The sequence below is a fragment of the Streptomyces capitiformicae genome (assembly GCF_002214185.1).
Classification (GTDB): domain Bacteria; phylum Actinomycetota; class Actinomycetes; order Streptomycetales; family Streptomycetaceae; genus Streptomyces; species Streptomyces capitiformicae.
The window spans coordinates 7,598,254-7,621,781 of sequence record NZ_CP022161.1 but is presented as its reverse complement, the minus strand read 5'-3'; the positions used below and the strand labels follow the sequence as shown (position 1 = coordinate 7,621,781).

General features: G+C 69.8%; 20 protein-coding genes. 6 read left to right on the top strand and 14 right to left on the bottom strand.

The genetic code is table 11. The features are described 5' to 3' along the window. Positions 1-58 precede the first annotated feature (58 nt). Genes CES90_RS34085 through CES90_RS34075 form a run of 3 tightly spaced genes read left to right on the top strand, consistent with a single transcriptional unit; the run spans position 59 to position 3,632 of the window. Positions 59-895, top strand: a complete 837-nt coding sequence (locus CES90_RS34085) for a hypothetical protein (protein WP_189784666.1) — start codon at positions 59-61, stop codon at positions 893-895. Beyond that, positions 895-2,859: a fumarate reductase/succinate dehydrogenase flavoprotein subunit gene (locus tag CES90_RS34080; RefSeq protein WP_189784667.1), complete on the top strand. Its 1,965-nt coding sequence runs from the start codon at positions 895-897 to the stop codon at positions 2,857-2,859. Before CES90_RS34085 ends, CES90_RS34080 begins: the two co-directional genes overlap by 1 nt. Next, positions 2,856-3,632: a succinate dehydrogenase/fumarate reductase iron-sulfur subunit gene (locus CES90_RS34075; RefSeq protein ID WP_189784668.1), complete on the top strand. Its 777-nt coding sequence runs from the start codon at positions 2,856-2,858 to the stop codon at positions 3,630-3,632. Before CES90_RS34080 ends, CES90_RS34075 begins: the two co-directional genes overlap by 4 nt. On the opposite strand, the gene CES90_RS34070 is transcribed toward CES90_RS34075, so the two are convergent. Together CES90_RS34070 and CES90_RS50235 are read right to left on the bottom strand one after the other, a co-directional pair. Next, positions 3,607-4,614 carry a phosphotransferase family protein gene (locus tag CES90_RS34070; protein ID WP_229914007.1) on the bottom strand — a complete coding sequence of 336 codons (1,008 nt, stop codon included), beginning with the start codon at positions 4,612-4,614 and terminating at the stop codon, positions 3,607-3,609. The two genes, CES90_RS34075 and CES90_RS34070, sit on opposite strands and share 26 nt — an antisense overlap. Then, positions 4,611-4,901 carry a hypothetical protein gene (locus CES90_RS50235; protein ID WP_229914008.1) on the bottom strand — a complete coding sequence of 97 codons (291 nt, stop codon included), beginning with the start codon at positions 4,899-4,901 and terminating at the stop codon, positions 4,611-4,613. Before CES90_RS50235 ends, CES90_RS34070 begins: the two co-directional genes overlap by 4 nt. 170 nt (positions 4,902-5,071) lie before the next feature. Between CES90_RS50235 and CES90_RS34065 the strand changes: the two genes are divergently transcribed. Beyond that, a complete protein-coding gene (locus CES90_RS34065) occupies positions 5,072-6,508 on the top strand; it encodes a hypothetical protein (protein ID WP_229914009.1) in 1,437 nt (478 codons plus the stop codon). A gap of 134 nt (positions 6,509-6,642) precedes the next feature. On the opposite strand, the gene CES90_RS34060 is transcribed toward CES90_RS34065, so the two are convergent. The 6 genes from CES90_RS34060 to CES90_RS34035 form a co-directional block, all read right to left on the bottom strand. Next, complete coding sequence (locus CES90_RS34060) at positions 6,643-9,417, bottom strand: SpoIIE family protein phosphatase (protein ID WP_373313443.1); 2,775 nt, start codon at positions 9,415-9,417, stop codon at positions 6,643-6,645. Positions 9,418-9,735: 318 nt separating this feature from the next. Further along, positions 9,736-10,143: an ATP-binding protein gene (locus CES90_RS34055; protein WP_189784670.1), complete on the bottom strand. Its 408-nt coding sequence runs from the start codon at positions 10,141-10,143 to the stop codon at positions 9,736-9,738. 620 nt (positions 10,144-10,763) lie between these two features. Then, a complete protein-coding gene (locus tag CES90_RS34050; protein ID WP_189784671.1) occupies positions 10,764-11,171 on the bottom strand; it encodes a (deoxy)nucleoside triphosphate pyrophosphohydrolase in 408 nt (135 codons plus the stop codon). A 45-nt stretch (positions 11,172-11,216) separates the two neighbouring features. After that, positions 11,217-11,417, bottom strand: coding sequence for an SPOR domain-containing protein (locus CES90_RS34045; RefSeq protein ID WP_189784672.1), 201 nt, complete (start codon positions 11,415-11,417; stop codon positions 11,217-11,219). Between the two features lie 474 nt (positions 11,418-11,891). Next, complete coding sequence (locus CES90_RS34040) at positions 11,892-12,644, bottom strand: GntR family transcriptional regulator (protein WP_189784673.1); 753 nt, start codon at positions 12,642-12,644, stop codon at positions 11,892-11,894. A gap of 147 nt (positions 12,645-12,791) precedes the next feature. After that, positions 12,792-14,039 carry a DUF4190 domain-containing protein gene (locus CES90_RS34035; protein WP_189784674.1) on the bottom strand — a complete coding sequence of 416 codons (1,248 nt, stop codon included), beginning with the start codon at positions 14,037-14,039 and terminating at the stop codon, positions 12,792-12,794. Positions 14,040-14,185: 146 nt separating this feature from the next. Between CES90_RS34035 and CES90_RS34030 the strand changes: the two genes are divergently transcribed. Then, positions 14,186-15,457 carry a serpin family protein gene (locus tag CES90_RS34030; protein ID WP_189784675.1) on the top strand — a complete coding sequence of 424 codons (1,272 nt, stop codon included), beginning with the start codon at positions 14,186-14,188 and terminating at the stop codon, positions 15,455-15,457. Positions 15,458-15,485: 28 nt separating this feature from the next. Here CES90_RS34030 and CES90_RS34025 read toward each other — a convergent pair whose 3' ends face one another. Continuing rightward, positions 15,486-17,054 carry a S8 family peptidase gene (locus tag CES90_RS34025; RefSeq protein ID WP_189784676.1) on the bottom strand — a complete coding sequence of 523 codons (1,569 nt, stop codon included), beginning with the start codon at positions 17,052-17,054 and terminating at the stop codon, positions 15,486-15,488. Positions 17,055-17,318: 264 nt separating this feature from the next. On the opposite strand from CES90_RS34025, the gene CES90_RS34020 reads away from it, so the two are divergent. Next, entirely contained in the window at positions 17,319-18,431 is a 1,113-nt protein-coding gene (locus tag CES90_RS34020; RefSeq protein WP_189784677.1) for a threonine synthase, read from the top strand. 57 nt (positions 18,432-18,488) lie between these two features. On the opposite strand, the gene CES90_RS34015 is transcribed toward CES90_RS34020, so the two are convergent. From CES90_RS34015 to CES90_RS33995, 5 genes are all read right to left on the bottom strand, one after another. Next, entirely contained in the window at positions 18,489-18,662 is a 174-nt protein-coding gene (locus CES90_RS34015) for a hypothetical protein (RefSeq protein ID WP_189784678.1), read from the bottom strand. Between the two features lie 213 nt (positions 18,663-18,875). Next, entirely contained in the window at positions 18,876-20,048 is a 1,173-nt protein-coding gene (locus CES90_RS34010; RefSeq protein WP_229914010.1) for an ROK family transcriptional regulator, read from the bottom strand. A 60-nt stretch (positions 20,049-20,108) separates the two neighbouring features. Continuing rightward, positions 20,109-20,774, bottom strand: coding sequence for a haloacid dehalogenase type II (locus tag CES90_RS34005; protein ID WP_189784679.1), 666 nt, complete (start codon positions 20,772-20,774; stop codon positions 20,109-20,111). An 85-nt stretch (positions 20,775-20,859) separates the two neighbouring features. Beyond that, positions 20,860-21,852 (bottom strand): phosphotransferase, encoded by a 993-nt coding sequence (locus CES90_RS34000; protein ID WP_229914011.1) that lies wholly within the window; start codon positions 21,850-21,852, stop codon positions 20,860-20,862. Positions 21,853-21,966: 114 nt separating this feature from the next. Further along, a complete protein-coding gene (locus CES90_RS33995) occupies positions 21,967-23,394 on the bottom strand; it encodes an aspartate aminotransferase family protein (protein ID WP_229914012.1) in 1,428 nt (475 codons plus the stop codon). Positions 23,395-23,528: the final 134 nt, after the last annotated feature.

Genomic DNA, 23,528 nt, shown 5'->3' with positions numbered 1-23,528 from the left:
ACCTGAGAACACCCGAGAACTCGACAACCGAAGAAAAAGACCCGACCGGGAGTCCCCGTTGGCCACTGGTACGGAACCACCAGCAACAGAACCCCATCCCGGACCCGGCGGCGTACGCACCAGTACGCGCGCCGCGATCACCGCCCCGCATCTGCGGACCGACCGTTGGTGGCTGGCGCCCGCGGCCACGGCCGCCGGGCTGCTGGCCTTCATCGTGTACTCGACCTGGCGAGCCTTCGCGGACGAGTACTACTACGCGGCCCCGTACGTCTCGCCGTTCTACTCCCCCTGTCTGGCGGAGCGCTGCGAGCCGATGCACGCGGGCCCCAACTGGGAGATCTTCGGCGGCTGGTGGGGCATCTCGCCCGCGATCATCATCCTGATCTTCCCGCTCGGCTTCCGCCTGACCTGCTACTACTACCGCAAGGCGTACTACCGCGGCTTCTGGGCGTCCCCGCCCGCGTGCGCGGTGGCCGAGCCGCACAAGAAGTACACCGGCGAGACCCGCTTCCCGCTGATCCTGCAGAACATCCACCGGTACTTCTTCTACGCCGCGATCGTCGTCGCCGGGATCCTGACGTACGACACCGTCCTGGCCTTCCGAGACGAGAACTACGAGTGGGGCCACATGGGCCTCGGCACCCTCGTCTTCCTCGTCAACATCGTGCTGATCTGGGCGTACACCCTGTCCTGCCACTCGTGCCGGCACATCGTCGGCGGCAAGCTCAAGCACTTCTCCAAGCATCCCGTGCGCTACCGGATGTGGCAGTGGGTCGGGAAGCTGAACGCCCAACACATGCTGCTGGCCTGGGCGTCGTTGGTGAGCGTGGCGCTCGCCGACTTCTACGTGTACCTGGTCGCGTCCGGCGCTTTCGACGATCCGAGGTTGTTCTGATGTCCGTGGTCGACCGGCAGAAGTGGGACGTCGTCGTGATCGGTGCCGGCGGTGCGGGACTGCGCGCCGCCATCGAGGCCCGGGAGCGCGGCGCCCGTACGGCCGTGATCTGCAAGTCCCTGTTCGGCAAGGCCCACACGGTGATGGCCGAGGGCGGCATCGCCGCCGCCATGGCCAACGTCAACGAGAACGACAACTGGCAGGTCCACTTCCGCGACACCATGCGCGGCGGCAAGTTCCTCAACCAGTGGCGGATGGCCGAGCTGCACGCCCAGGAGGCGCCCGACCGCGTGTGGGAGCTGGAGACCTGGGGCGCCCTCTTCGACCGGACGAAGGACGGCCGCATCTCGCAGCGCAACTTCGGCGGCCATGAGTACCCGCGCCTCGCGCACGTCGGCGACCGTACGGGCCTGGAGCTGATCCGCACGCTCCAGCAGAAGATCGTCGCGCTCCAGCAGGAGGACCACAAGGAGACCGGGGACTACGAGTCCCGGCTGAAGGTGTTCCAGGAGTGCACGGTCACCCGTGTCCTGACTGTGTCTGACAGCGGCTCCGCCGCGGGCGGCAGCCGGGTGTCCGGCGTCTTCGGCTACGAGCGCGAGTCGGGCCGTTTCCTCGTCCTCGAGGCGCCCTCCGTCGTCATCGCCACCGGTGGCATCGGCAAGTCGTTCAAGGTGACGTCGAACTCGTGGGAGTACACGGGTGACGGGCACGCGCTGGCACTGCTCGCGGGGGCGCCGCTGCTGAACATGGAGTTCGTGCAGTTCCATCCGACGGGCATGGTCTGGCCGCCGTCGGTGAAGGGCATCCTCGTCACCGAGTCGGTGCGCGGCGACGGCGGGGTGCTCCGGAACTCCGAGGGCAAGCGGTTCATGTTCGACTACATCCCGGACGTCTTCAAGGAGAAGTACGCGGAGTCCGAGGAGGAGGGCGACCGCTGGTACGAGGACCCGGACCACAACCGCCGCCCACCCGAGCTGCTCCCCCGTGACGAGGTGGCCCGCGCCATCAACGCGGAGGTGAAGGCCGGCCGGGGCTCCCCGCACGGCGGTGTGTTCCTGGATGTGTCGACGCGGATGCCCGCCGAGGTCATCCGGCGTCGGCTGCCGTCCATGTACCACCAGTTCAAGGAGCTGGCGGACGTCGACATCACGGCGGAGGCAATGGAGGTCGGGCCGACCTGTCACTACGTGATGGGCGGCATCGCGGTCGAGTCGGACACGGCGGCCGCACGCGGGGTGCCGGGGCTGTACGCGGCCGGGGAGGTGGCCGGCGGTATGCACGGCTCCAACCGGCTGGGCGGCAATTCCCTGTCCGACCTGCTGGTCTTCGGCCGCCGGGCCGGGCTGCACGCGGCCGAGTACGCGGCGGGGCTCACCACTCGTCCGGACGTGGACGACAGTCAGGTCGACATCGCCGCCGCGGAGGCCCTGCGCCCGTTCTCCGCCGAGGGTCCGGTACCCAGCGAGCAGGAGGGACGCCCGCCGGAGAACCCGTACACCCTCCACCAGGAACTCCAGCAGGCCATGAACGACCTGGTCGGCATCATCCGCCGGGAGGGCGAGATGGAGCAGGCGCTGGAGAAGCTGGCCGATCTTCGGGTACGGGCACGCCGGGCGGGGGTCGAGGGGCACCGGCAGTTCAACCCCGGCTGGCATCTGGCGCTGGACCTGCGGAACATGCTGCTGGTCAGCGAGTGCGTGGCGCGTGCCGCGCTGGAGCGCACCGAGTCGCGCGGCGGCCACACCCGCGAGGACCATCCGACGATGGAGCGCGAGTGGCGCCGTATCAACCTCCTGTGCCGGCTGGCCGATCCGACGGGCGGGTTGGCGGCCACGGACCCGGTCGTCGGCCAGATCGCCCTCACCCGCGAGACCACCGATCCCATCCGCCCCGACCTGCTCGCCCTGTTCGACAAGGAGGAGCTGGTCAAGTACCTCGCCGAAGAGGAGCTGTACGAATGAGCGGCTACACGGCCCACTTCAGGGTGTGGCGGGGTGACGTCGAGGGCGGCGACCTGGAGGACTTCAAGGTCGAGGTGAACGAGGGTGAGGTCGTCCTCGACATCATCCACCGCCTCCAGGCCACCCAGGCCCCCGATCTCGCCGTCCGCTGGAACTGCAAGGCCGGCAAGTGCGGTTCGTGCTCCGCGGAGATCAACGGGCGGCCCCGGCTGATGTGCATGACCCGTATGTCGGTGTTCGAGCGGGACGAGACGATCACGGTGACACCGCTGCGGGCCTTCCCCGTCGTACGGGACCTGGTCACGGACGTGGGCTTCAACTACCAGAAGGCGAGGGAGGTACCGTCCTTCGTCCCGCCTTCCGGACTCGGCCCCGGCGAGTACCGCATGATGCAGGAGGACGTGGACCGGCCGCAGGAGTTCCGCAAGTGCATCGAGTGCTTCCTGTGCCAGGACACCTGCCATGTCGTCCGCGACCACGAGGAGAACAAGCAGGCCTTCGCCGGCCCCCGCTTCCTGATGCGCGTCGCCGAGCTGGACATGCACCCGCTGGACGCGGCCGAGGACACCGGCATCGACCGCAAGACCACCGCCCAGGACGAGCACGGCCTCGGCTACTGCAACATCACCAAGTGCTGCACGGAGGTCTGCCCCGAAGGGATCAAGATCACGGACAACGCGCTGATCCCCTTGAAGGAACGGGCGGTCGACCGCAAGTACGACCCGCTGGTGTGGCTGGGGTCGAAGATCAGGAGGCGTTCCTCAGCAGGCTGAGGGCCTGCTGGAGATTGTGCTCGGCGATGTCCCGCATGAACTCCCGGTCCGGGAAGTCGCCGTCGAGGAGGCGGAGGGGGCCGGCGACGAGGGAGAGGCGCATGGCCAGGCGGTAGAGGCGAAGTCGGTCCTCGTCGAGGGCGGGGCCGCGGCTGCGCAGGACGTCGTAGTGGCGGCCGAAGCGGAGCTCCAGGAACACGTGTTCCCACTCCGGGTCGAAGTACATCAGACCCTCGATGTCGATGAGGACCGGATGTCCGTGGGCGTCGATGAGGACGTGGTCGGGGCCCAGCTCGCCGTGGATCAGGGTGTGGTGGTCGCGGGGTCGGACGGCCGACGTGAGGTTACGTATCCGCTCGTCGAGCGCCTCGCACGCCCCGGCGATCCGGGCGTCCCGGCCGGCCGCCTCCGCGATGTCGAGCAGGGCCCGGTCCCGTACGACCTCCGCGCAGGACGTGCCGTGCGAGGTGCCTCCACCGTCGACGAGGGCGACCTTGCCGAAGGCGCGTGTGGCGTGGGCGCGCATCGCCTCCAGCGCCTCCGCCAGCCGCTCCAGGATGGCCTTCGCCGGGTCCGGATCGCGCTGCAGCGCCTCCTCCAGGGTCCCGCCGCGTACGTCCTCTACGACGGCCGCGTCCGCCGGGAGGTGGCGGCCGGTGCGGTCGGCGAGGAGGAGGCGCGGGGTGCGGACGCCGAGGTCCGCGAGCCGGTCGTGGGCGGCGGTGAACAGGTCGATGCCGGAGGCGTGCGAGAAGGGGGCGCGGGGGTCCGACTCCCCAGCTCCGCTGTTCCAGTAGTCCTCGTCCGGCGACCAGACGTACGCGATCGCCGTGCGGCGGTCGTCGAAGGTGAGCCGGTAGACGCCCTTCTTGCTGCCGCCGCGCAGGCGGGTGACGGCGGTGAGCCGACGGGCCGGGCCCAGGGCAGCGTGGGCGAGGGGCTCCAGGTCGGCGCGGGTGAGGAGCTTGCGCGCGCCCGTCACGGGGTGACGCGGCCGGGACGGGTCGCGAGGAACGACAGCACCGAACTCACGAGGAACAGCACCACGGCCGCCGCGCCGATCGCGGACGAGCGCTCGGTGGCGAAGGCGTAGGAGAACAGGGCCAGCGCCACGCCGCCGACGAGCGTCGCGTACCCCCACATGCGCGGCCGCAGGGTGCTGCGTCGCAGCCAGGGCAGCAGCCACGCGGTACGGATCGCGATGACGGCGAACACGACGACGACCAGCGAGACCGTCGCGAGGAACCCGGTGACGATGTTTTCCGGCACGTCCTGCCTCCCCCTGGGGACAATGAGGTTCCCTGAACAACGGGGCGATCATGGCATGCCCTCGCCATGGCGACCAGTCCGGTCTCACCCCGCGTTCCCAATCGCCCCGGCCACCTCTCTCCGCCCCATCCCGGTCGCGACCACGCGATAACCGCCATACGCTCCGAAATGTGACGTCGCGTCTGAGGAGAAGCAGGCCGCGGGGCGCCACGTCGCACATAGGTGTGCGGGTGGCGCACGCCGCGCTCGGAGGGCTGGCGGCCGTGGGCTGGCTACTGCTGCCCTCGGCGACGGACACGACGGACACGACGGACACGACCGTCGTCGATCGCCCCGCCGCCCCCGCCGTCGTGGCGCAGACGGAGGACGGCGAGTCCTCCGCCACCGATCTGATACTGCCGGTGGCCGCCGCGGGCGCGGCGGCGGCGGTCGCCACGTACTCACTCGTACGGCGCAGACGGCGCACCGCGCTGCGCACGACACCGACCGCCACCTTCGAAGAGCACCTCGCCCCGTTGTCCGACCTCCACCGCCGTGGACAGCGGTTGCTGGTGGAGACGGACGACAGCGTGCGTACGAGTGCCGAGGAACTCCGTTTCGCGGCGGCCCGGTCGGGCGATGAGGCGGCCAAGCCGTACGTGGAGGTGCTGACGGAGGCGCAGGGCGAACTGGCGATCGCCTTCCGGCTGCGTCAGCGGCTGGACGAACCGGGTGAAGGCGCCGACACCCTGTCGCCCGACGACGAGCGGGCCCTGCTGGAGGAAATCCTCGCCCGCTGTACGACGGCACAGCGACGGCTCGACGCGGCGGCCCCCGGCTTCGACCAACTGCGCGCCCTGGAGCGGGAGACGACCCCGGCCCTGGAGTGCGCGGAGGCCCGCTTCCGTGAGCTGACCGGCCGTACGGCGACCGCGGCCACCACCCTCGCCGGGCTCCGCGAGCGGTACGCGCCCACCGCCTGCCTCCCTGTCGTCGGCCATGTCGAACAGGCCAAGGACCGCCTGGTGTTCGCCACGGTCGAGCTCAACCGGGCCCGCCAGGCCGCCGACACGGGCAACCGGGAAAGGGCCGCGATGCACCTGCGGGCCGCCGAGGGCGCGGTGGACCAGGCGGACGTCTTCGTGACCGGCGTGGAGCGGCTCGCCGTCGAGCTGGCCCGCGCCGCCGAGACCGCGAAGCGGGGGGCACCCTTCACCGGCCCCTACGACGACCCTCTCGGCGTCCTCCGCCGCCAGGGCCGCTGGCCGCTCCCGGCCCACAGCGCGGTGACCGCCACGGCGGACTTCGTCACCACGCATCGCGGGGCGGTGGGCGTACGGGCGAGAACCCGCCTGGCGGAGGCGGAACGCCACTTGGTGCGGGCCGAGGACGAGGGTGCCCAGCGGTCCCACACCCTCGCCCAGGAGGCCCGGCACCTGGCCGAGCAGGACGTACGCGCATACGGCAACCCGTACGGCGGCCCGGTCGGCGACGGCATTGCCGGTGCCTTACTGGGCGGCATCCTGCTGAGCGAGGCACACGGCGGGGAACGAGGCGACCTGAAGGGGCCGGCCTGCTACGGCGGAACGGCTACGCGTGGCCGCAGGGCGGTGGGCGGCCAGTTCTGAGCCCGCCTCTTATGACCGCCCGCCCCGCACCCGCACCCGCACCCTTAAGGGGCGCGGGGAACTGCGCGACAAGCCCCCACGAACCCACAGACGGGTACGACTCGAAGCACCCCTCCGCTGACGCTCCCTCGCCCCTAAAACAGGCTCAACAACGCCTCCGCCGGATCCGTGAGCCCGTTCTCACCGCCCGGCAGCGGCAACTCGAACCACACGGTCTTCCCCCGAGGCGTCCGGCGGGAGCCCCACGCGGCGGAGAGCAGACCGACAAGTTGCAGCCCCCGGCCCCCCTCATCCGTGTCGCGGGCGCGTCGGCGGCGCGGCTGGACGAGCCCGGCGTCCCAGACCTCGCAGACGAGGGTTCTGTCGAGCAGCAGCCGGAGCCGGATCTCGCCCTCGCCGTACCGCAGGGCGTTGGTGACCAGCTCGCTGACCAGCAGTTCGGCCGTGTCGACGAGCGGCTCCAGGTCCCAGCTGAGGAGCTGCCCGCGGGCGTACTCCCGGGCGCGGCCCACGCTGCGCGGCTCGCGCGGCAGGGTCCAGTCGCCGACGGAGTCGGCCGGCAGGCCCTGGACACGTGCCATCAGCAGGGCGATGTCGTCCTCGCCGTGGTGGGTGTCGAGGGTGTTGAGAACGTGGTCGCAGACGTCCTCGAGGGACCGGGGCGTGTCGGCGCGCAGCGCGGTCGGCGGCTGGGCGGGATCGGTGAGCGCGCCGACGAACGCCTGGAGACCCTCGTCGAGGGGATGGTCGCGGGATTCGACCAGTCCATCCGTGTAGAGCGCGAGCAGCGCGCCCTCGGGGAGCTCGACCTCGACTTCCTCGAACGGCTCACCACCGACGCCCAGCGGCATGCCGGGCGGCACGTCGAGCATGAGCGCGCTCTCGCCGGGTTCGACCAGTACCGGCGGCAGATGGCCCGCGTTGGCGAAGGTGCAGCGGCGGGTCACCGAGTCGTAGACAGCGTAGACACAGGTCGCGAGGTACACCTCGGAGAGGTCCTTGTCCCGGGGCCGGCTGGCGGCGGTGCGGGAGGCCGACTGGACGCCGCCGGAGGTGCCGAGGCCGCGGGCGATCTCGTCAAGTGCCGAGAGGACCTCGGCGGGTTCGAGGTCCAGCAGGGCCAACGTTCGGACCGCCGTACGGAGTTCGCCCATGGCCACCGCCGCGCGCAGTCCGCGGCCCATCACGTCGCCGACGACGAGCGCGGTGCGGTGGCCGGGGAGTTCGATGACGTCGAACCAGTCGCCGCCGACCTCGGTGGCCGCGTTGCCCGGCAGATAGCGGCACGCGATGTCGAGCCCGGAGGCCTCGGGGTCGCCCGGGGGCAGCAGGGAGCGTTGCAGTATCAGCGCGCGCTCGTGCTCGCGGCGGTACAGCCGCGCGTTGTCGATGCAGACGGCGGCGCGCGCGGCCAGTTCCACGGCGAGCGCACGGTCGCGTTCGCCGAACGGCTCGCTGCCCTTCGTCCGGGAGAACTGGACGAGTCCGACGACGGTGTCGTGGGCGACCATCGGGACCGCGAGCGTCGTCTGGATCAGGTTGCCCTCCTCGGGCACCTGTTGCGGGCGGGCGGTGCGCAGGGCGTCCGCGCAGGGCGAGTTGAACGGGTAGTGGTGGACCGCGCCGACGCGCACCGGGGCCGGTCCGCCGACGAAGGGCGCGTCGGAGACCGCGCTGGCGAAGGCTACCCGGCGCAGTTCGGCGCTGCCGTCGGCGAGCCCGGGCGGGGACTCGTCGCCGACCAGGAGGCCCTGGTAGAGGTCGACGGTGGCGAGGTCGCAAAAGCCGGGGACGACGACGTCGAGGAGTTCGCGGGCGGTGGTCTCCAGGTCGAGGGAGTTGCCGATGCGCGAGCCGGCCTCGTTCAGGAGGGCGAGATTCCGCCGGGCGGCGGCGGCCTCGCGGGCGGCGGCACGACGGGCCGTGACGTCGGTGCCCAGCCAGGCGATTCCGATGGGACGACCGCTGCCGCTGTGTACGCGGTAGAGGTTGACGGACCAGTGGCGGCGCTCGTCGGTGCCGGGGACGAAGCCCGTGATGTGCATGTCCGTGATCGAGTCGCCGGTCTCCATGACCCGGCGCAGGGTCGCCTCGACCCGCTCGGCCTCCGGGGACCGCAGATAGTCGTGGACGCCCTTGCCGCGATGGTCGTCGACGCTGCCGCCGTAGACGGAGGCGAAGCGGTGGTTGACGCGCCGTACGCGGAGGTCGGGGTCGATCAGCAGGAACCCGAACGGAGATTGGCCGAAAATGGACTGCGAAGCGGCGAGGTCGGTCTCGATCCGGCGCAGGGTCCGGACGTCCACGACGATGCACACGGCGGCCCGTTCGCCGCCCTCCACCGTGGTGGGCATCACATAGACCTCGGCCAGACCGTCGACCCCCTCGCCCCCATCGGGCCCCGGCACGCGGAACGGGACCACCCCGGTCCACTCCCGGCCGTCGAGGACCTCGGCCATCTTGCGCTGGCCCTCTTCACGCCGGTCCGGGTCGATGAAGGCCTCGATGGGGTCCATGCCCACGGCCCGCTCGGCCGATATGCCGAACAGCTGCTCGGCGCGCAGACTCCACTGGTCGACGAGGCCATCGGCGCCTATGGAGAACGAGGCGACCTTGATGTAGTCGTATATGGATCCGGGCGGGCTGATCTGCCACATCGAGTCACCGGACCCATGTCCGGCCATGACTCCCGGGACACCTGGGACACCCGGGGGCACGGCCTCCGCATCCGCGGCACCGCCGCCCGCGCCGCCCCCTGCACGGCTCCCGGCCGCCTCGCCGCCCGTCGTGTCGCGTGCGGCGGCAGGCAGGCCGGAGTCGCCTGCGGCCCTCACACCGTCCGACAGGCCCTTGGACTCCGCGTCCTTGGACTCCGTGGACTCCGTGGCCTTCGCTGGTATCTCGCTCACGCGAACCGTCCCCTCCAGCTCACCGCGTCCGGCTTCGGTCACCAGGGGCGGCTGCCCGCAGTATCCAGCACTACGGCGCCGCGCAACACGGTGTTCACGATCACAGCACGGTCCCGATCGTTTTTGGACCGGCCGGGACATACTCCCAAGTCTTCTAACCAGGCGGCGCCTGCTCGAACCAAAGAGTCCAGCCAGCGCTACTGGCTGGAACCAGTCGGTCGCACGCGCGCCCTGGGGAGCCGCCCCCTCCCCCGGCCCGTACGCCGTGGACGCCCGTCGTGCATCAGGACCTTCGCCCCTTACGTCGAAACGGGCCTCTCAGCCGGGAACCGCCAGCTCGAACCAGACCGTCTTGCCCGCCTCACCGGGGCGGGTACCCCAGGCACGCGAGGAAAAGGCGACGAGTTGCAGACCGCGGCCGCTCTCGTCGTCCAGTTCGGCGGCGCGTTCGCGGGGCGGGTCGGGCAGTGGGTCGGAGACCTCGACGAGGAGGGTGCGCGGGGGGCCGTCGGGGCGCACAAGTCGTACGCCGATGGGGCCGGTGGCGTGGCGCAGGGCGTTGGTGACCAGTTCGCTCACCAGCAGCGCGGTGATGTCGCCGAGGGTGTCCAGGCCCCAGTCGCGCAGTCGGGTCCGGACGACTGCGCGTGCGGTGCGCACGGCGTCGGGCTCTGCGGGGAAGGTCCACTCGGCGCAGTCGTCTCCGGTGTCGATCACGCCGATCACTTCCCAGTCCAGAGACGGATCCTGTCCGGTTTCATGGGGTTAATGGGCACATACCCGATATACGAACCGGCGTACCGCGCACGGGGGCGCACGGGGGCACGAGCGGCGTACCGGGTGCGGGGGGCTGCCGCCCTGTGACACCGCCTCGCCTTCCGATTCGGTGCAGTCGGTTTGGTGGCGGCTACGGGTGGTGTGTGGTTGCTCGCGCCCACGCGGCGGAGCCGCATATCGATACAGTCCCGCGCCCCTAAGAGCCCGGGGGTGCCACCAGTCTTTGCAGGGGCGCGTCGAACTGCGCGAGCAGCCCCCACTCTCCCGCAGCCGCCGGACAGCCGCGGCACCCGAGCTCCTGGGCCGTGTCGTCACATTCCCGTCGCCGCCCTCAGGGCGGCCTCGCGCCCGCCGCGGCAGCGGCTGATGTCCGCGGAGGCGCGTGCTCTCGGTGTGCCGGGCATACACCCTCGTACTGGACGTACTTGGGTGTGTGCCCGGTGCGGCGGCGGGGGCCCCTCCCGCTCATGGGGCCCCTCCCGCTCGAGCGAAGCCGAGAGTGAGGGAGAAGCCGAGAGTGGGGGATCGTGCCAGGCGTCGGGCGGCAGGCGGGACTTTCGCAACACGGCCTAGGCCCCCTGCGCGCCCCAGGCCAAGCGCGCCGTCTCCATCACCGCCGGGACGTCCTGGTCCAGCCAATCCACGTCCCACACCTCGTCGGCCGTGAGCCAGCGCAGCTCATCGTGGTCTTCCAGGGGGCGCGGCTCGCCCGAGAGGAGGTGGGCGATCCAGACACGCAGGACGTAACCCGGTCTCACCGGCCACTCGCCGGGCACCCGCTCCGCGGACTTCGCCTCGACGCCGAGTTCTTCGCGCAGCTCACGGACGAGTGCCTGTTCAGGAGGCTCACCGGGCTCCACCTTGCCGCCGGGCAACTCCCAGCGTCCGGCCAGCTCAGGCGGTGCACTGCGGCGCGCGGCGAGCAGTCGCCCGTCGCTCAGCAGAGCGGCTCCCACCACCACGATCGGTTCGGTCATGCGCGGGAGCCTACGGGAGCGGGCGTACCCGCCGGGCGGGGTGGATCACTTACTCCCGACCTGTCCGTTCTGTCCGTTCTGGCCGACGCGTTCGACCCAGTAGAGCTGTTTGTGCCCGCGACGGTCGAGGCTGTCCGCGATTTCCTGGGCCTCGGCCCGGGTCGCGTACTGCCCCACCCGGTAGCGATTGCCGTTGTCGTCCTGCCTTATGACCAGCCAGGGAAGAGTGATCGTGCCGTCGTTCATCGAGCCCCACCGCTCCTTCCTGCCCCGGCCCGCCCAGGTCCCACCCCCGGATGCCGTCGCGCCCCACCAGCCAAGGAAACCGCAATCCGCATATGCCTGAGCGTACGCCTAACCTTCACGCAGCGAATCCGACTTCTCACAAAGAGGTACGCAACCAGCCAGGACGGGGGCAGCGCACTCCGTCGAACGCGCCGTCGATCGCTACCCGCACACCCCCCAGTGCCGCAACGAGCAGCGAGCCAGGGCCGTTCGAACAAAGCGGGGCACCGCCGGATCTCATGGCGCCCCGACGGCGAGAACGACCGGATCCGAACTACGTTCGGACAGACCTCAAAGCCTCCGAAAGCTCCAACTTCCGCCAGAAAAAGGCAACTTGACCCATTCCCGCACCGTCGCCCCCTACACACGGAGTCGGCCGATTTCCCGTACGGGCGGCGCGCCGGTCAGTCACTCACGGCGCCGACAAGACACCGTTCACTTCACCGGCAGGTGATACGCCACCCGGTACCGGTCCGCCGGCACCACCACGTCCGCCGTCTCGACCGGGCGGCCCGAGGCGTAGTACGTCCGCTGGACGACGAGGACGACATGGCCGGGTACACCGCCGAGGGCGAGGAGCTCCTCGGCGAGACCGGGGCGGGCGCCGACCTCCTCGGTGACGTTGTCGACGACGACGTCGATGGCGGCCATGCGCTCGACGACGCCCATGCCGCCGAGCGGGCCCTCCTCGGGGAGCATGACCGGTGTGCGGCCGGTGAGGGCGAGGGGCTCCCAGGAGGTGGAGAGCATCATCACCTCGCCCGCGTCCCGGAAGGTGTACTTGGTGCACATCACGCGGTCCCCGGGCTGGATGGCCAGTCGCTCGGCGATCGCGCCGCTCGCCTCGACCTGTTCGCTGCGCGACTCCCAAGTGCCCCGCGCGGCGGCGTCGGCCTGCTCCTGCCGGAAGGGCGTGGCACCACCGGCGGGCCGGAACCCGGAGCGGGCCACCCGGCGCGGCACCGGCCGCTCCCGCACATACGTGCCCGACCCGGAGCGGCCCTCCACCAATCCCTCGGCCATGAGGACCTTGCGGGCCTCGAGCGCGACCGTGTCCGAAACGCCGTACTCCTCACGGATACGAGCCTGGGAGGGGAGGCGGGTGTGCGGCGGCAGCGAACCGTTCACGATCTTCTTGCGGAGATCACCCGCGACACGCAGGTACGCCGGTTGCTCACCGAAAGTCACTGGCCGCTCCCATCTGGCTGTACAGACAGCAACAGCGTGGCAACCGTGGGTTGTGCCATGCAAGCAAAGGCCAGAGAATCACTCGATGTGATGACATGCCCCCGGTGAGGGCTTTACGCAGGCACTTTCTCCCCGCTATGGGAGCCGTCACACCTGCGCATCGGACTCCTCCCCTCCGCCGGCCTCCTCGGCACCCTCCTCGTCGTACGTCGGCGGCGTCGTGGCCAGACCCAGAGCCTCGCGTGCCGTGACCGCCTTCGAGCCGTCGGTGAGGCGGTGCGCCTTGTCCCAGTGGTCGCTGAAGGTGCCGGCGTCACTCGCGTCGGCCGCCCCCTGCCACTCCTCGCGCGCGTCGTCGAGCGCCTTGGCGTAGTCGGTCACGGCCTTCTCCGTACGGGCCTCCCAGTCGTGCGCCCGCAGCGCCGCCGTCTGTCGGTCCAAGGCGTCGACCACCTGCGCGGCCCATTCCTTGTGGGCGGGCAGGTCGTCCTCGACGTACTCCGTGTCGGGTACGTCCTCGAAAGCCTCGTCGAGGACGGCGTCGGCCTCCAGGAAGGTGAACTGGTCGGGGTCGAGGGTCGTCTCGTCCTGCCGCAGCGAGCCCGTCAGGCTGGCCTCGGCGTCCGCGTTGCCGAACATGCAGGTGATCTCGCGGTCGCCGTACCGCCAGCTCTGCCGGGTGGGCGTGAAGTAGTACACGTCGACGTCGTCCGGGAGCGCCCAGCTGTCCATCGCGTATGACTCGGAGAGGTCGTAGCACCTCGCGTCCGCGACATCGGTGACCGCGTCGTCGCCCGGGTAGTCCCCCGCCGGCATCTGGATGTTGGCGAAGACCTCGGCGTCGTGCCGCCCCTCGCACGGCACGGTGTCGACGTCGTACGCGTAGCCCTCCAGGGACCCGCTCGGCGCGTCGAAACACTCGCCCTTCTCCACCGAGAAGGTGGTGCCCGCGCCGCTCGCCGCGTCCCGGAAGCCGTCCCACGCGTCGCGTGCGCCGCCTGTGGTGAACGCGAGCGTCATCAGGAGCGCGCCGATCGTCGACAGCACGATTCCGGCCACCGCCATGCCCTTGCCGCGCTCCCCCTTCTTCCTGATCTGCACCAGCGCGACGATCCCCAGCAGCAGCCCCACGCCCGGCAGGAAACACAGCACACCGAGCACCAGTGCGGCGATCGCGAGCCCGTTGACGGGCGGTGGCGGCTGGAGCGCGGGATACCCCTGCCCCCAGCCCTGGCCCCAGGGCTGAGTGGCCGCCTGCGACGGGTACGGCTGCCCCGGCACCTGCGGGTACGACTGCGCCTGCGACTGACCCGGCACCTGCGGCTGCGGCTCACCCGGAGGCGTGAACGGGTTGCCCTGGGGCTGCTGAGGCCCGGAGGGCGGGGGTGTGGCCACGAGTACCGTGCTCCTTGTCCGAGGGGCGAGTGCGGAATCGGGCGGGATCGTGGGGGGATCACGCGAGACGCCGGAAACCGCCGGGAACTGACGTACGAACGCTGTACGACTGGGCGCATGGTAAGCGTGGGAGGGGCGGGGACGGTATGCGAGGGACCGATGAGGCGGGCCGGGCTGCCGACAAGGCGGTCGCCACGGTCGAGGCGATCGGGGCGATCGGGGCGGTCAACGGGCTGACGGCCCGCTGGGCCGGCGCGATGTCCGACCGGACCCTGTCGTCCGACGGGACCGTGTTCTCGGCGGCAGGGGTGTGGCCGCTGCTGGCTTTCCTCGCGGACGGGGCCGCGGGTGCGGCTCGGAGCGAGCTGGGAGAGGCGTTGGGCCTGCCCGCCGACCGGGCGGCGGGCGCGGCGCGGGAGTTGCTCGACGGCCTGGCGGGCGTGCGCGGGCTGGATTCCGCGCTCGGTCTCGCGCTCGGGCTGTGGACCTGGCGGACCGTCGAGCTGCGGGACGAGTGGGCGGCGGGGCTGCCCGCGGGGACGCACGGGGTACTCACCGGGGACGAGGGCATTGACCGGAGGGCACTGGACGCCTGGGCGGCGAAGCACACCGGCGGACAGATCGACCGTATGCCGGTGACACTGCGACCGAACACCGCCCTTGTGCTGGCCACCGCCCTGACGCTGCGCACCGACTGGGAGGTCCCGTTCCAGGGCGACCTCATGCCGTGGCGGGACGCCGACCGGGCCGGGCTCACCCGGACCACCCCGGACCTCGACGCCGTGGCGGTCGCACGGACGCCCTCGGGTGCGGTGACCGTGGCGACCGTGCGGGGGACGAACGGTCTCGACGTCCTTCTGCTGCTGGGCGACGAGGAGTTGGGGCCGGGGGAGGTCATCGGCGCGGGTGTGGAGGTCCTCGCGGGCACGCGGGCGGCGGTCCCCGGCAGCCGCCTCCCCCTCGGGCAGGCCGGCCCCGGACTGCTGATTCAGAAACTCCCCTGCTTCGCCCCCGAACCACCGAGCCTGAAGCTGGACACCGTCGAGTTCACCCTGGCCGCCGAGCACGATCTGGCGGCCAGGCCCGAACTGTTCGGCCTGGCCACGGCCACGGACGGCGCCTCCGGCCACTTCCCGGGCATCAGCGCGGCCCCGCTGGCCCGGATCTCCGGTCGGCAGTCGGCGACGGCGAGCTTCAGCGCGGAGGGGTTCCGGGCGGCCGCCGTCACCGCGTTCGAGATGCTCTGGCTCGGACTGCCGGAGAACGAACCGCAGCACGAGACCCTCCGGGTCCACGCCACCTTCGACCGCCCGTTCGGCTTCCTCGCCGTCCACCGCGACACCCGGCTCGTCCTCGCGGCAGGGTGGGTCATCGACCCGGAGCCCTTCCGCGAGGACGACTTAGACGAGGCAGGCTAGAGACAGGGCGGGCTGGAGACGGGACCGGCTAGAACTGCAGCGCCCACGAGTCGATGCGCCCGGTGTCCTGCGCGGCGTTGTCGCTCACCCGGAGCTTCCACACACCGTTCGCGACCTCCGAGGAGGCGTTGACCGTGTACGTGGTGTTGATGTTGTCCGAGCTGCCACCGGTGCCGTACGCCTTCAGCGTGTACGCCGTGCCATCGGGTGCGATGAGCTGCACCTGAAGGTCACCGATATACGTGTGAACGATGTTCACAGGCACACTCAGTGACGACGGCGCGTTACCGGAAACGCCGCTCACAGTGATCGGGGATTCGACGGTGGAGTTGTCGTTGACCGCGTAGTCGGCCGTGTTCTCGAAACGCGGCCCGGTCGGCGGCGGCGTGGTCGACCCGCTGCCCACGTTGAGCAGACGGTTGGGCGAACCGCTGCCGGGGCCGGTGACGACGCCGGTCGAGGAGGCGTTCACGAGGGCCGTGGCGACCTGGGCCGGTGTGGAGGCGGGGTTGTCAGCCAGGTGGAGCGCCGCCGCACCCGCGACGTGCGGGGTCGCCATCGACGTACCGGAGATGGTGTTCGTCGCGGAGTCACTCGTGTTCCACGACGAGGTGATGGAGGAGCCCGGCGCGAAGATGTCCAGCACGGAGCCGTAGTTGGAGAAGCTGGAGCGCGCGTCGGAGGATGTGGTGGAGCCGACGGTGATGGCCTCGGTGACACGGGCGGGCGAGTAACCCGACGCGTTGGAGCTGTCGTTGCCGGCCGCTACGGCGAAGGTGACGCCGGAGGCGATGGCGTTGCGTACCGCGGTGTCGAGCGCGGTGTCCGCGCCGCCGCCGAGCGACATGTTGGCGACGGCCGGCTTGACCGCGTTCCGGGCGACCCAGTCGATGCCCGCGACGACCTGGGCGGTCGTACCGGAGCCGGAGTTGTTGAGCACGCGGACGCCGACGATCTTGGCCTTCTTGGCGACGCCGTACGCCGTGCCGCCGACCGTGCCCGCGACGTGCGTGCCGTGGCCGTGGCCGTCCTGGGCGGTGTTGTCGTTGTCGATGGCGTCGTAGCCGTAGGAGGCGCGGCCGCCGAAGTCACTGTGGGTGATGCGTACGCCGGTGTCGATGATGTACGCGGTCACGCCGGTCCCGGCGGAGTCCGGGTAGGTGTAGGAGCTGTTGAGCGGGAGTGCCTTCTGGTCGATCCGGTCCAGGCCCCAGGAGGGCGGGTTGGGCTGGGTCGTGTCGATGTGGAAGGTGCGGTTCTGGACGACGGAGGCGACATCCGGATCAGCGGCGAATCGTTTCGCCTCGGCCTCGGTGGCCTCGATCGCGTAGCCGTTGAGCGCCTTGGTGTACGTACGCTCGATGTCGGCGCCGTACTCCTTGGCCAGGGCCCTGCCCCTGCTGGAGTCGGCCCGGGCGTCCGCCTTGAGGGTCACGATGTAGCTGCCGGCGACGGCGTTCGCCGCGCCCTCGTACTGGATACGGCCTTCGGGCGCGGCCGTGGCGGGGAGGGCGGAGACGAGGCCGGCGGCGAGTGCCGCGGTGGCCGCCGCACTTATCACGGCCAGTCTTCGCCGGGTCTGACGCATCACTGCCATCTGAGGGTCCTCCTCGATCGGTGGTGCGCGGGTGGGGGTGGTGCACGCACGGGAATGGAAGGCATGCACATGTCAATCCAGCTGTGAGGCGCTCCTGTGCGTCAGCCGAAAGATTGAGGCCTCCACAGGAATTGCACAAGGGGCCTAACACGAACGTAACCGCGGATACGATCACGGGGGCGTGGGTCGCAGGCGGCGCAACACGGCCACCACCCATCGCCCATGACACACCATCACCAACCACCCTCCATCTACCCTGCGTTCATGACACCTCTGCCGGATCGCTTCTGCCCGACGGACGGCACGCGCGTCCCCGCCGCCTCCCTCGCCTGGTGCTGCCCGGCCTGCCGGGGTCCGCTGGATCTCGACTTCGCGCCCACGCCGGCCCCACTCAAGTCCCTGGCCGGCCGGGTGAACTCCCTCTGGCGCTACGCGGAGTGCCTGCCCCTCGCGGCGCCCTCGGTGTCGATGGGCGAGGGGCGGACCCCGCTGGTCGAGCTGAAGGACGGCGTATCGGCGAAGCTCGACTTCCTGATGCCGACGTTGTCGTTCAAGGACCGGGGCGCGGTGCTCCTCGCCGAACTGGCCCTGCGGCTCGGGCCGCGGCGGGTGGTCGCCGACAGCAGCGGCAACGCGGGCACGGCGGTCGCCGCGTACTGCGCCCGGGCCGGGCTGCCCTGCACGGTGTACGTCCCCGACGGCACGTCGGCCAAGAAGCTGGAGCAGATCGGGGCGCACGGCGCGCGGCTCCAGGTCGTCGACGGCAATCGCGAGGCGGCGGCGCGGGCGGCCCGTGAGGCGGCGGACGCGGACGGCGTCTTCTACGCCTCGCACGTCTACAACCCGTACTTCCTGCACGGTACGAAGACCTACGTCCACGAACTGTGGGAGGACCTCGGCGGCCGCCTCCCCGAGGTGATCGTCGTCCCGGTCGGCAACGGCACGCTGCTGCTGGGCGCCGCCCTGGCCGTGTCCGAGCTGTACTCGGCGGGGCTCATCGACCGACGCCCCGCCTTCCACGCCGTCCAGTCGGCGGCGGTCGCCCCGCTGGCCCACGCCTTCGCCGAGGGCGCCGACGACCTGGTCGGGGTCACCCCCATGGCCCCCACACACGCCGAGGGCATCGCGATCCCCCGCCCACCTCGAGCCCGCCAGATCCTCCGAGCCGTACGCGCCTCCGGCGGCACCTTCGTCACCGTGACAGAGGACCAGATCCGCCACGCCCAACGCGACCTGGCCTCACGCGGCTTGTACGTCGAGTCCACGGGCGTGGCCTGCTGGGCGGCCGTGCGAGAGGGGGCGCTGGGGGCGCGTACGGCGGTGGTGCCGCTGTGCGGGGCGGGCTTGAAGACGGGGTTGGCTTCCCACCCCGGCTGAGGCGAGCGCCCCCATAGGGCGCAGCTTCTGCCGGATGGGACGGGTAAACGCTCGGCGTCAATACACCGCGAACAACATCAGCGCGAGAAACCCCGCCCCGACCGCCATCAGCACCACACTGCTCCGCTTGTGCCCGACCCACAGCAGGAGCGCCGCCGCGGCGACCGCCAGCACCCGAATCTCACCGTTGAACACAACAAGCACGCCAAGAATCGCCAGCGTCACCCACATGCGGCCCCCCTCTCCCCACGGACTGCCTGCCCGCTGAAGGCCTTCCCCCGCCGCTAGATCAACACCCCCCGAACCCCCACGATCCCGACACGGAAAAGTCCAAGGGCCGAACCCCTGGGGGGACATCCACATCAACAGCTCACGAGAGGCCCCGGCCCCAGGATCTGCATGGTTGACGGACCGTCGAGGGGCGCCTCATGCGCGCGGTCCGGCTCAGAACGCCGGCGCAGCTTGCTCCTGCCGTGGTCCCTGACTGCGTGCCTTGAGCAGCGCGTCCCGTAGGCGGTTGTCGGTCATGGCCAGGCAGGCGTGCACCGCGCCGCGTGCTACCGAGAGTCCCAGAACCTGGGAGACGGTCGTGATCCGGGGGATGACCGGCAAGGTCTGTTCGAGTCGCTTGCGTACCTCGGGGAGCACCTCGTCCACCAAGGGGCGCAACCGGCCGACGAAGTAGACGGATTCGGGATCGAGTGTCACGGCGACGATACTCACGGCGGTCGTGACCGCCGTCGTGAACGCCTTCAGTATCTCCGCACGGGCTCGATGGTCCTGTGGTGCCAGCCACAGGTCCTCGACGCGTTCGATGTCCAGTCCGTGTTCACGAGCGAACTTCACAAGCCCTGCGGTGCTCAGCAGCCCGTTGAGGGTGCGGTCGTCGATGCCCGAGGAGAGGGAACCGATGTCACCGAACGCAGGAGTACGTCCCCGAGCCAGTTCCTGGTCCCTGCAGGTGGCGAAATTCAGAGTGCTGCTGACGCTGAACAGGGCAGCGTTATGGATGCTCGCGTCGTCCGTGAGCACTTGGAGCAACGACGCGTTCGCGTCACTGTCGAAGGTCACTGGAGCATCGACGAGCTTTTCAACGGTTCGGTGGAGGTCTCTTCCGGAGAAGATTTTCATCGGATCGGCAGGCCGAAAGACCTCGGCGCCGTCGCGGACATGGGCGGGCAGTGCCACGACGACCTGGCGCAGTGGCCCTCGTGCGGATGCGCTGGTCTGCGCGATCAGGTTGACCAGCCACCGGCCGGCAGCGGGGACGTCGTGGTGCTCGACCGTCGGAACGGTCACGTGTCCGATCTCACGGCCGCGTAGGTCGGTGACCAGCACGCCGGTGGTCACGGCGCCGAAGCCGACCCCCACGACATGTCCGGCCGTCTCGGGCACATCAAGGTACGTCGACGGACGGCCACGCCCGGCGACGGCGTCGACTCCCCCGTCCACGACGAACCCGTCAGAACGCAGTTCCTCGACGGCCCGCGACACCGTCGCCTTGCTCAACCCCGTGAGCTCGATGAGCTTGTTCCGGGTCAACGGCGCATGGGAGAGAACCACGTCAAGGACACTTGCCTTGTTGTAGTCGCGTGGTGTGGGGTTGATGCTGCTCACCTCATGACCTTAGCGAGACCATACGCAGCCCGAACCAGCGGTCTCTGCGGTCGGCCCGGATCAGCAGCCGAGGAGCTCGGGCAGGCCCGACAGGTCGGGCAGCTCGTCGTAGGGCTGGTAGTCGGCGCTGCCGGGGTGACCGTAGCGGTTGATCCACACGCGGCGCTTCAGGCCGAGGTCGCGGGTCGGGATGTGGTCGTACTCCCAGCCCTGGGCGGTGTGGATGACCTGGGACGGCTCGACGCCCATGGTCTTGAAGGCGTACTCGAAGGTCTGGCGGTCCGGCTTATAGGCGCCGGCCTGCTGGGCGGTGATGACGTAGTCGAACTCGACGCCGATGTTCTCGACGTTCCGCGCGATCAGGTCGTCGTCGGTGTTGGAGATGATGGCGATCTCGTACTTGATCTTCAGCGCGCGCAGAGCGTCCGGGACCTCCGGGAAGGGACCGAAGGTGGGGACGGCCTCGACCAGTGCGTCGCCGTCGGACTCGCGGTACTCCAGGCCGTGCAGGCGCATGGCGTTGCGCAGGCTGGAGTGCAGGATCTCGTGGTACGGGCGGTAGGCCTCCAGGACGGCCTGGAAGCGCATGACGCGGAAGTCGTCGAGGAACTCGTCGACATCCAGGTTGTCCAGATCCAGCCGGTCCTCGAGGACCTTCAGGGTCGTGGGGCCGAGCTCGAAGTTGATCAGAGTGGCGTAGGCGTCGAAGGTGCCGATCTCTCGCATGGGGTTCGGCCTCGATTCTTAGTGATGGTGAGAAAGTCGGGGCTCGGACAATGCGGTCGTCGGGGTGACGATCCCGCGACGCCGCTCAAGGCCTGTCATGGCGGGTGCTCAGCAAGCGGGCCACGACCTCCTCCATGGCGACGGCCATGGCCCGCTCCACGTTGACCCAGTCGTCTCTCGCGTGCTCGAGCAGGTAGTCGCGACGCTCCGGCACTCGTTCCGCGCGCCAATGGGTGACCAGCGCGCGAAGGGTGAGGCGCGCCAGCGCGGCAACAGGCAGGAGCGGGAGTTCGGTGTCCTTGATCGGCCGGGCCCGCTCGTATCCCGCGACGAAGCTGCTTGCCTCACGCCAGGGATCCCGCGGTGTCCGGCCGAGAAGGTTCGCGAGAGACACAGCAGGATCGAAGATCAAAGCGCTGCGCATGCTGTCACCGAAGTCGATTACTCCTGTGACGAAGCTGTCTGTCCGCGGATCCACCAGGACGTTGTAGGGGCTGTAGTCACCATGGATCACCTGGGTCTCGAGATCACCCAGCCTCGGAACAATGGCCTCGTGGAAAAGGCGGAACACTTCTTGAGCCAGCCGGCGGTGCGCGGCGCTGGGCGTGTACTCGATGAGCTCCCGGAGCTGGTCGAAGTGTCGAAGGTCCCACACAAGGCGCCGCTCGTCCGCTGGATGCCTGAATGACCGCAGAGCCAGATCCACTCGCCCGAGCATCTGCCCGGCCTTGGCGAGCTGGTGGGAATCGGGGTTCGTCCGCGCCAGGACGGCACCTTCGACGAAGTCGAAGACGCGCAGGACTCGAACCCGGCCGTCTTTCGTCTCGATCGGTACGTCGTCGCTGCCTTCGGTGGTCTCCTTGACCCGCTGGACGGGGAGATGGGGAGCTTCGGTTTCGAGGTGGCGCATCACAGCCGTCTGCAGAGCTACGACAGCTACCGCCTCGTCGGGCGGGGAAACCTTCACGAGATGGTCGGCTGTGCCGGTCCGCAGCCGGAACGTGTCGTCCTTCTCGGTTGCCAGCCGCTCGAGATGTCCGCTCAGCCGGTAGTGCCGGGCGAGGAGGGCGTCCACCACGTTCGTCTCGATGGGCTCGTGGGACGACGCCAGGCCGCTCTCCTCGAACAACTGCTGGGCAATACGTGCGGGGTGCGACGTGTTCACCGTTCGGTCCCTTCGGCTTTCGGCCTGCTACAGGCGCATCTCGGCGATCTCCGCGAAGGTCTCGAGGAATCGCGTCACGTCGGTCGAGTCGAAGGCCAACGGCGGTCGGATCTTGAGCACATTGACTGCTTCCCCGGTGCCGCTGATGAGGACGCGACGCTCGCGCATGTCGTTGATGACCTGGTCGGCGCGGACACGATCGGGCTCCAGCGACTCTCGGTCCTTCACGAGTTCGACGCCCACATACAGACCACTGCCGCGGACCTCCGCGACGTGGGGAGACTCGCGAGTGATCTCCTCAAGGCCGGCTCGAAGCGCCCTGCCGTTGTCGAGAACTCGCTGCTGCACGTTCTCCGCTTCGAAGACGTCCAGAACCGCGGCACCGGCGGCAACCGCGATCGAACTGCCCGCAAAGGTGTTGAAGTAACGGACATTCTGCCCGAACTCGTCACACACCTCGGGCCTGAACACCACGCCGGAGATCGGCATGCCGTTGCCCATGGGCTTGCCCATCGTGACGATGTCCGGAAGCACCCCATGGCGGCTGAACCCCCACATCGACTCTCCGAGCCGGGCGAATCCCGACTGGACCTCGTCGGCGATGTACACGCCGCCCGCGGCGTGCACCTCCTCGACCATGTCACGCAGGTAACCGACGGGATCGGTGTAGATGCCGTCGCTGGAGTGCGCGCAGTCGGTGATCAGCGCCGCAAGCCTGTAGCCGTGGCGCTCGAGGTCGTTGATCGCGCCGCGCACCTGGCTTCGCATGTGGTCGGGGAGCGATGAACCCGGCGGGACGAGTCGTGGATCAGGAGCATCGATGACCCGCACGTTCGGTCCGAGCGGTGACCCCGCGCCGAGCGTCGGCGAGAAGCTCGCGACCTCGCGAGTGAGACCGTGGTAAGCCCAGCGAGTCACTATGATTCCCTCGCCGCCCGTGTGGAAGCGAGCCACGCGCATGGCCAGGTCGTTCGCCTCCGACCCGCTGCACGCGAAGCTGACCTTCGAGAGCGCTTCGGGCATGGTCGCGAGAAGGCGCTCGGCGTAGTCGACGAGTGATTCCTGCACATAGCGCGTGTTGGTGTTGACCGCCGCCATCTGGCGGGACACGGCCTCGACAACGTGCGGGTGTGCGTGACCGACGCACGGCACATTGTTGTAGGCGTCAAGGTAGTCGTTGCCATCCCGGTCGAACAGGTGAGCGCCTCGGCCGGAGACGAACTCGACCGGCTCCCGGTAGTTCAGCGCGTAACCAGGGCCCAGCACCTTGTTTCGCCGCTTGACGGTGGACTGCAATCGCTCAGGCAGTCCACCGAGCGCTGCGGGATCGAACCTGTTGGGGTAGTTGGCCAGCGCTCGACTCAGCGTGGGAGTCATCCGCAGATCCCCTCCTTCATGGCGTGCATCTCGTCCTTCATGGCTTGCATCTCGTCGCGCCTGCTTCGGCGGCAGCATATCAGCTTTTGTTTCAGTTCCAACCTGAAACTTATTTGCTGCGCGCGAGGCGCTCAGCCCCGCCGGAGACCGTATCGCCCGTAGGGCCCGTACTCTTCGTCATGTCTACGGCGTCACATAGCGGGCGCAAAACC

Excerpts from the sequence above, each read along its gene's own strand:
- CES90_RS34045 (WP_189784672.1), bottom strand. The coding sequence starts at position 11,417 with ATGAACGACGGCACGATCACTCTTCCCTGGCTGGTCATAAGGCAGGAC.
- CES90_RS34080 (WP_189784667.1), top strand. The coding sequence starts at position 895 with ATGTCCGTGGTCGACCGGCAGAAGTGGGACGTCGTCGTGATCGGTGCC.
- CES90_RS33995 (WP_229914012.1), bottom strand. The coding sequence starts at position 23,394 with ATGCTGCCGCCGAAGCAGGCGCGACGAGATGCAAGCCATGAAGGACGA.
- CES90_RS34075 (WP_189784668.1), top strand. The coding sequence starts at position 2,856 with ATGAGCGGCTACACGGCCCACTTCAGGGTGTGGCGGGGTGACGTCGAG.
- CES90_RS34050 (WP_189784671.1), bottom strand. The coding sequence starts at position 11,171 with ATGACCGAACCGATCGTGGTGGTGGGAGCCGCTCTGCTGAGCGACGGG.
- CES90_RS34030 (WP_189784675.1), top strand. The coding sequence starts at position 14,186 with ATGCGAGGGACCGATGAGGCGGGCCGGGCTGCCGACAAGGCGGTCGCC.
- CES90_RS34015 (WP_189784678.1), bottom strand. The coding sequence starts at position 18,662 with ATGTGGGTGACGCTGGCGATTCTTGGCGTGCTTGTTGTGTTCAACGGT.
- CES90_RS34020 (WP_189784677.1), top strand. The coding sequence starts at position 17,319 with ATGACACCTCTGCCGGATCGCTTCTGCCCGACGGACGGCACGCGCGTC.
- CES90_RS34005 (WP_189784679.1), bottom strand. The coding sequence starts at position 20,774 with ATGCGAGAGATCGGCACCTTCGACGCCTACGCCACTCTGATCAACTTC.
- CES90_RS34025 (WP_189784676.1), bottom strand. The coding sequence starts at position 17,054 with ATGGCAGTGATGCGTCAGACCCGGCGAAGACTGGCCGTGATAAGTGCG.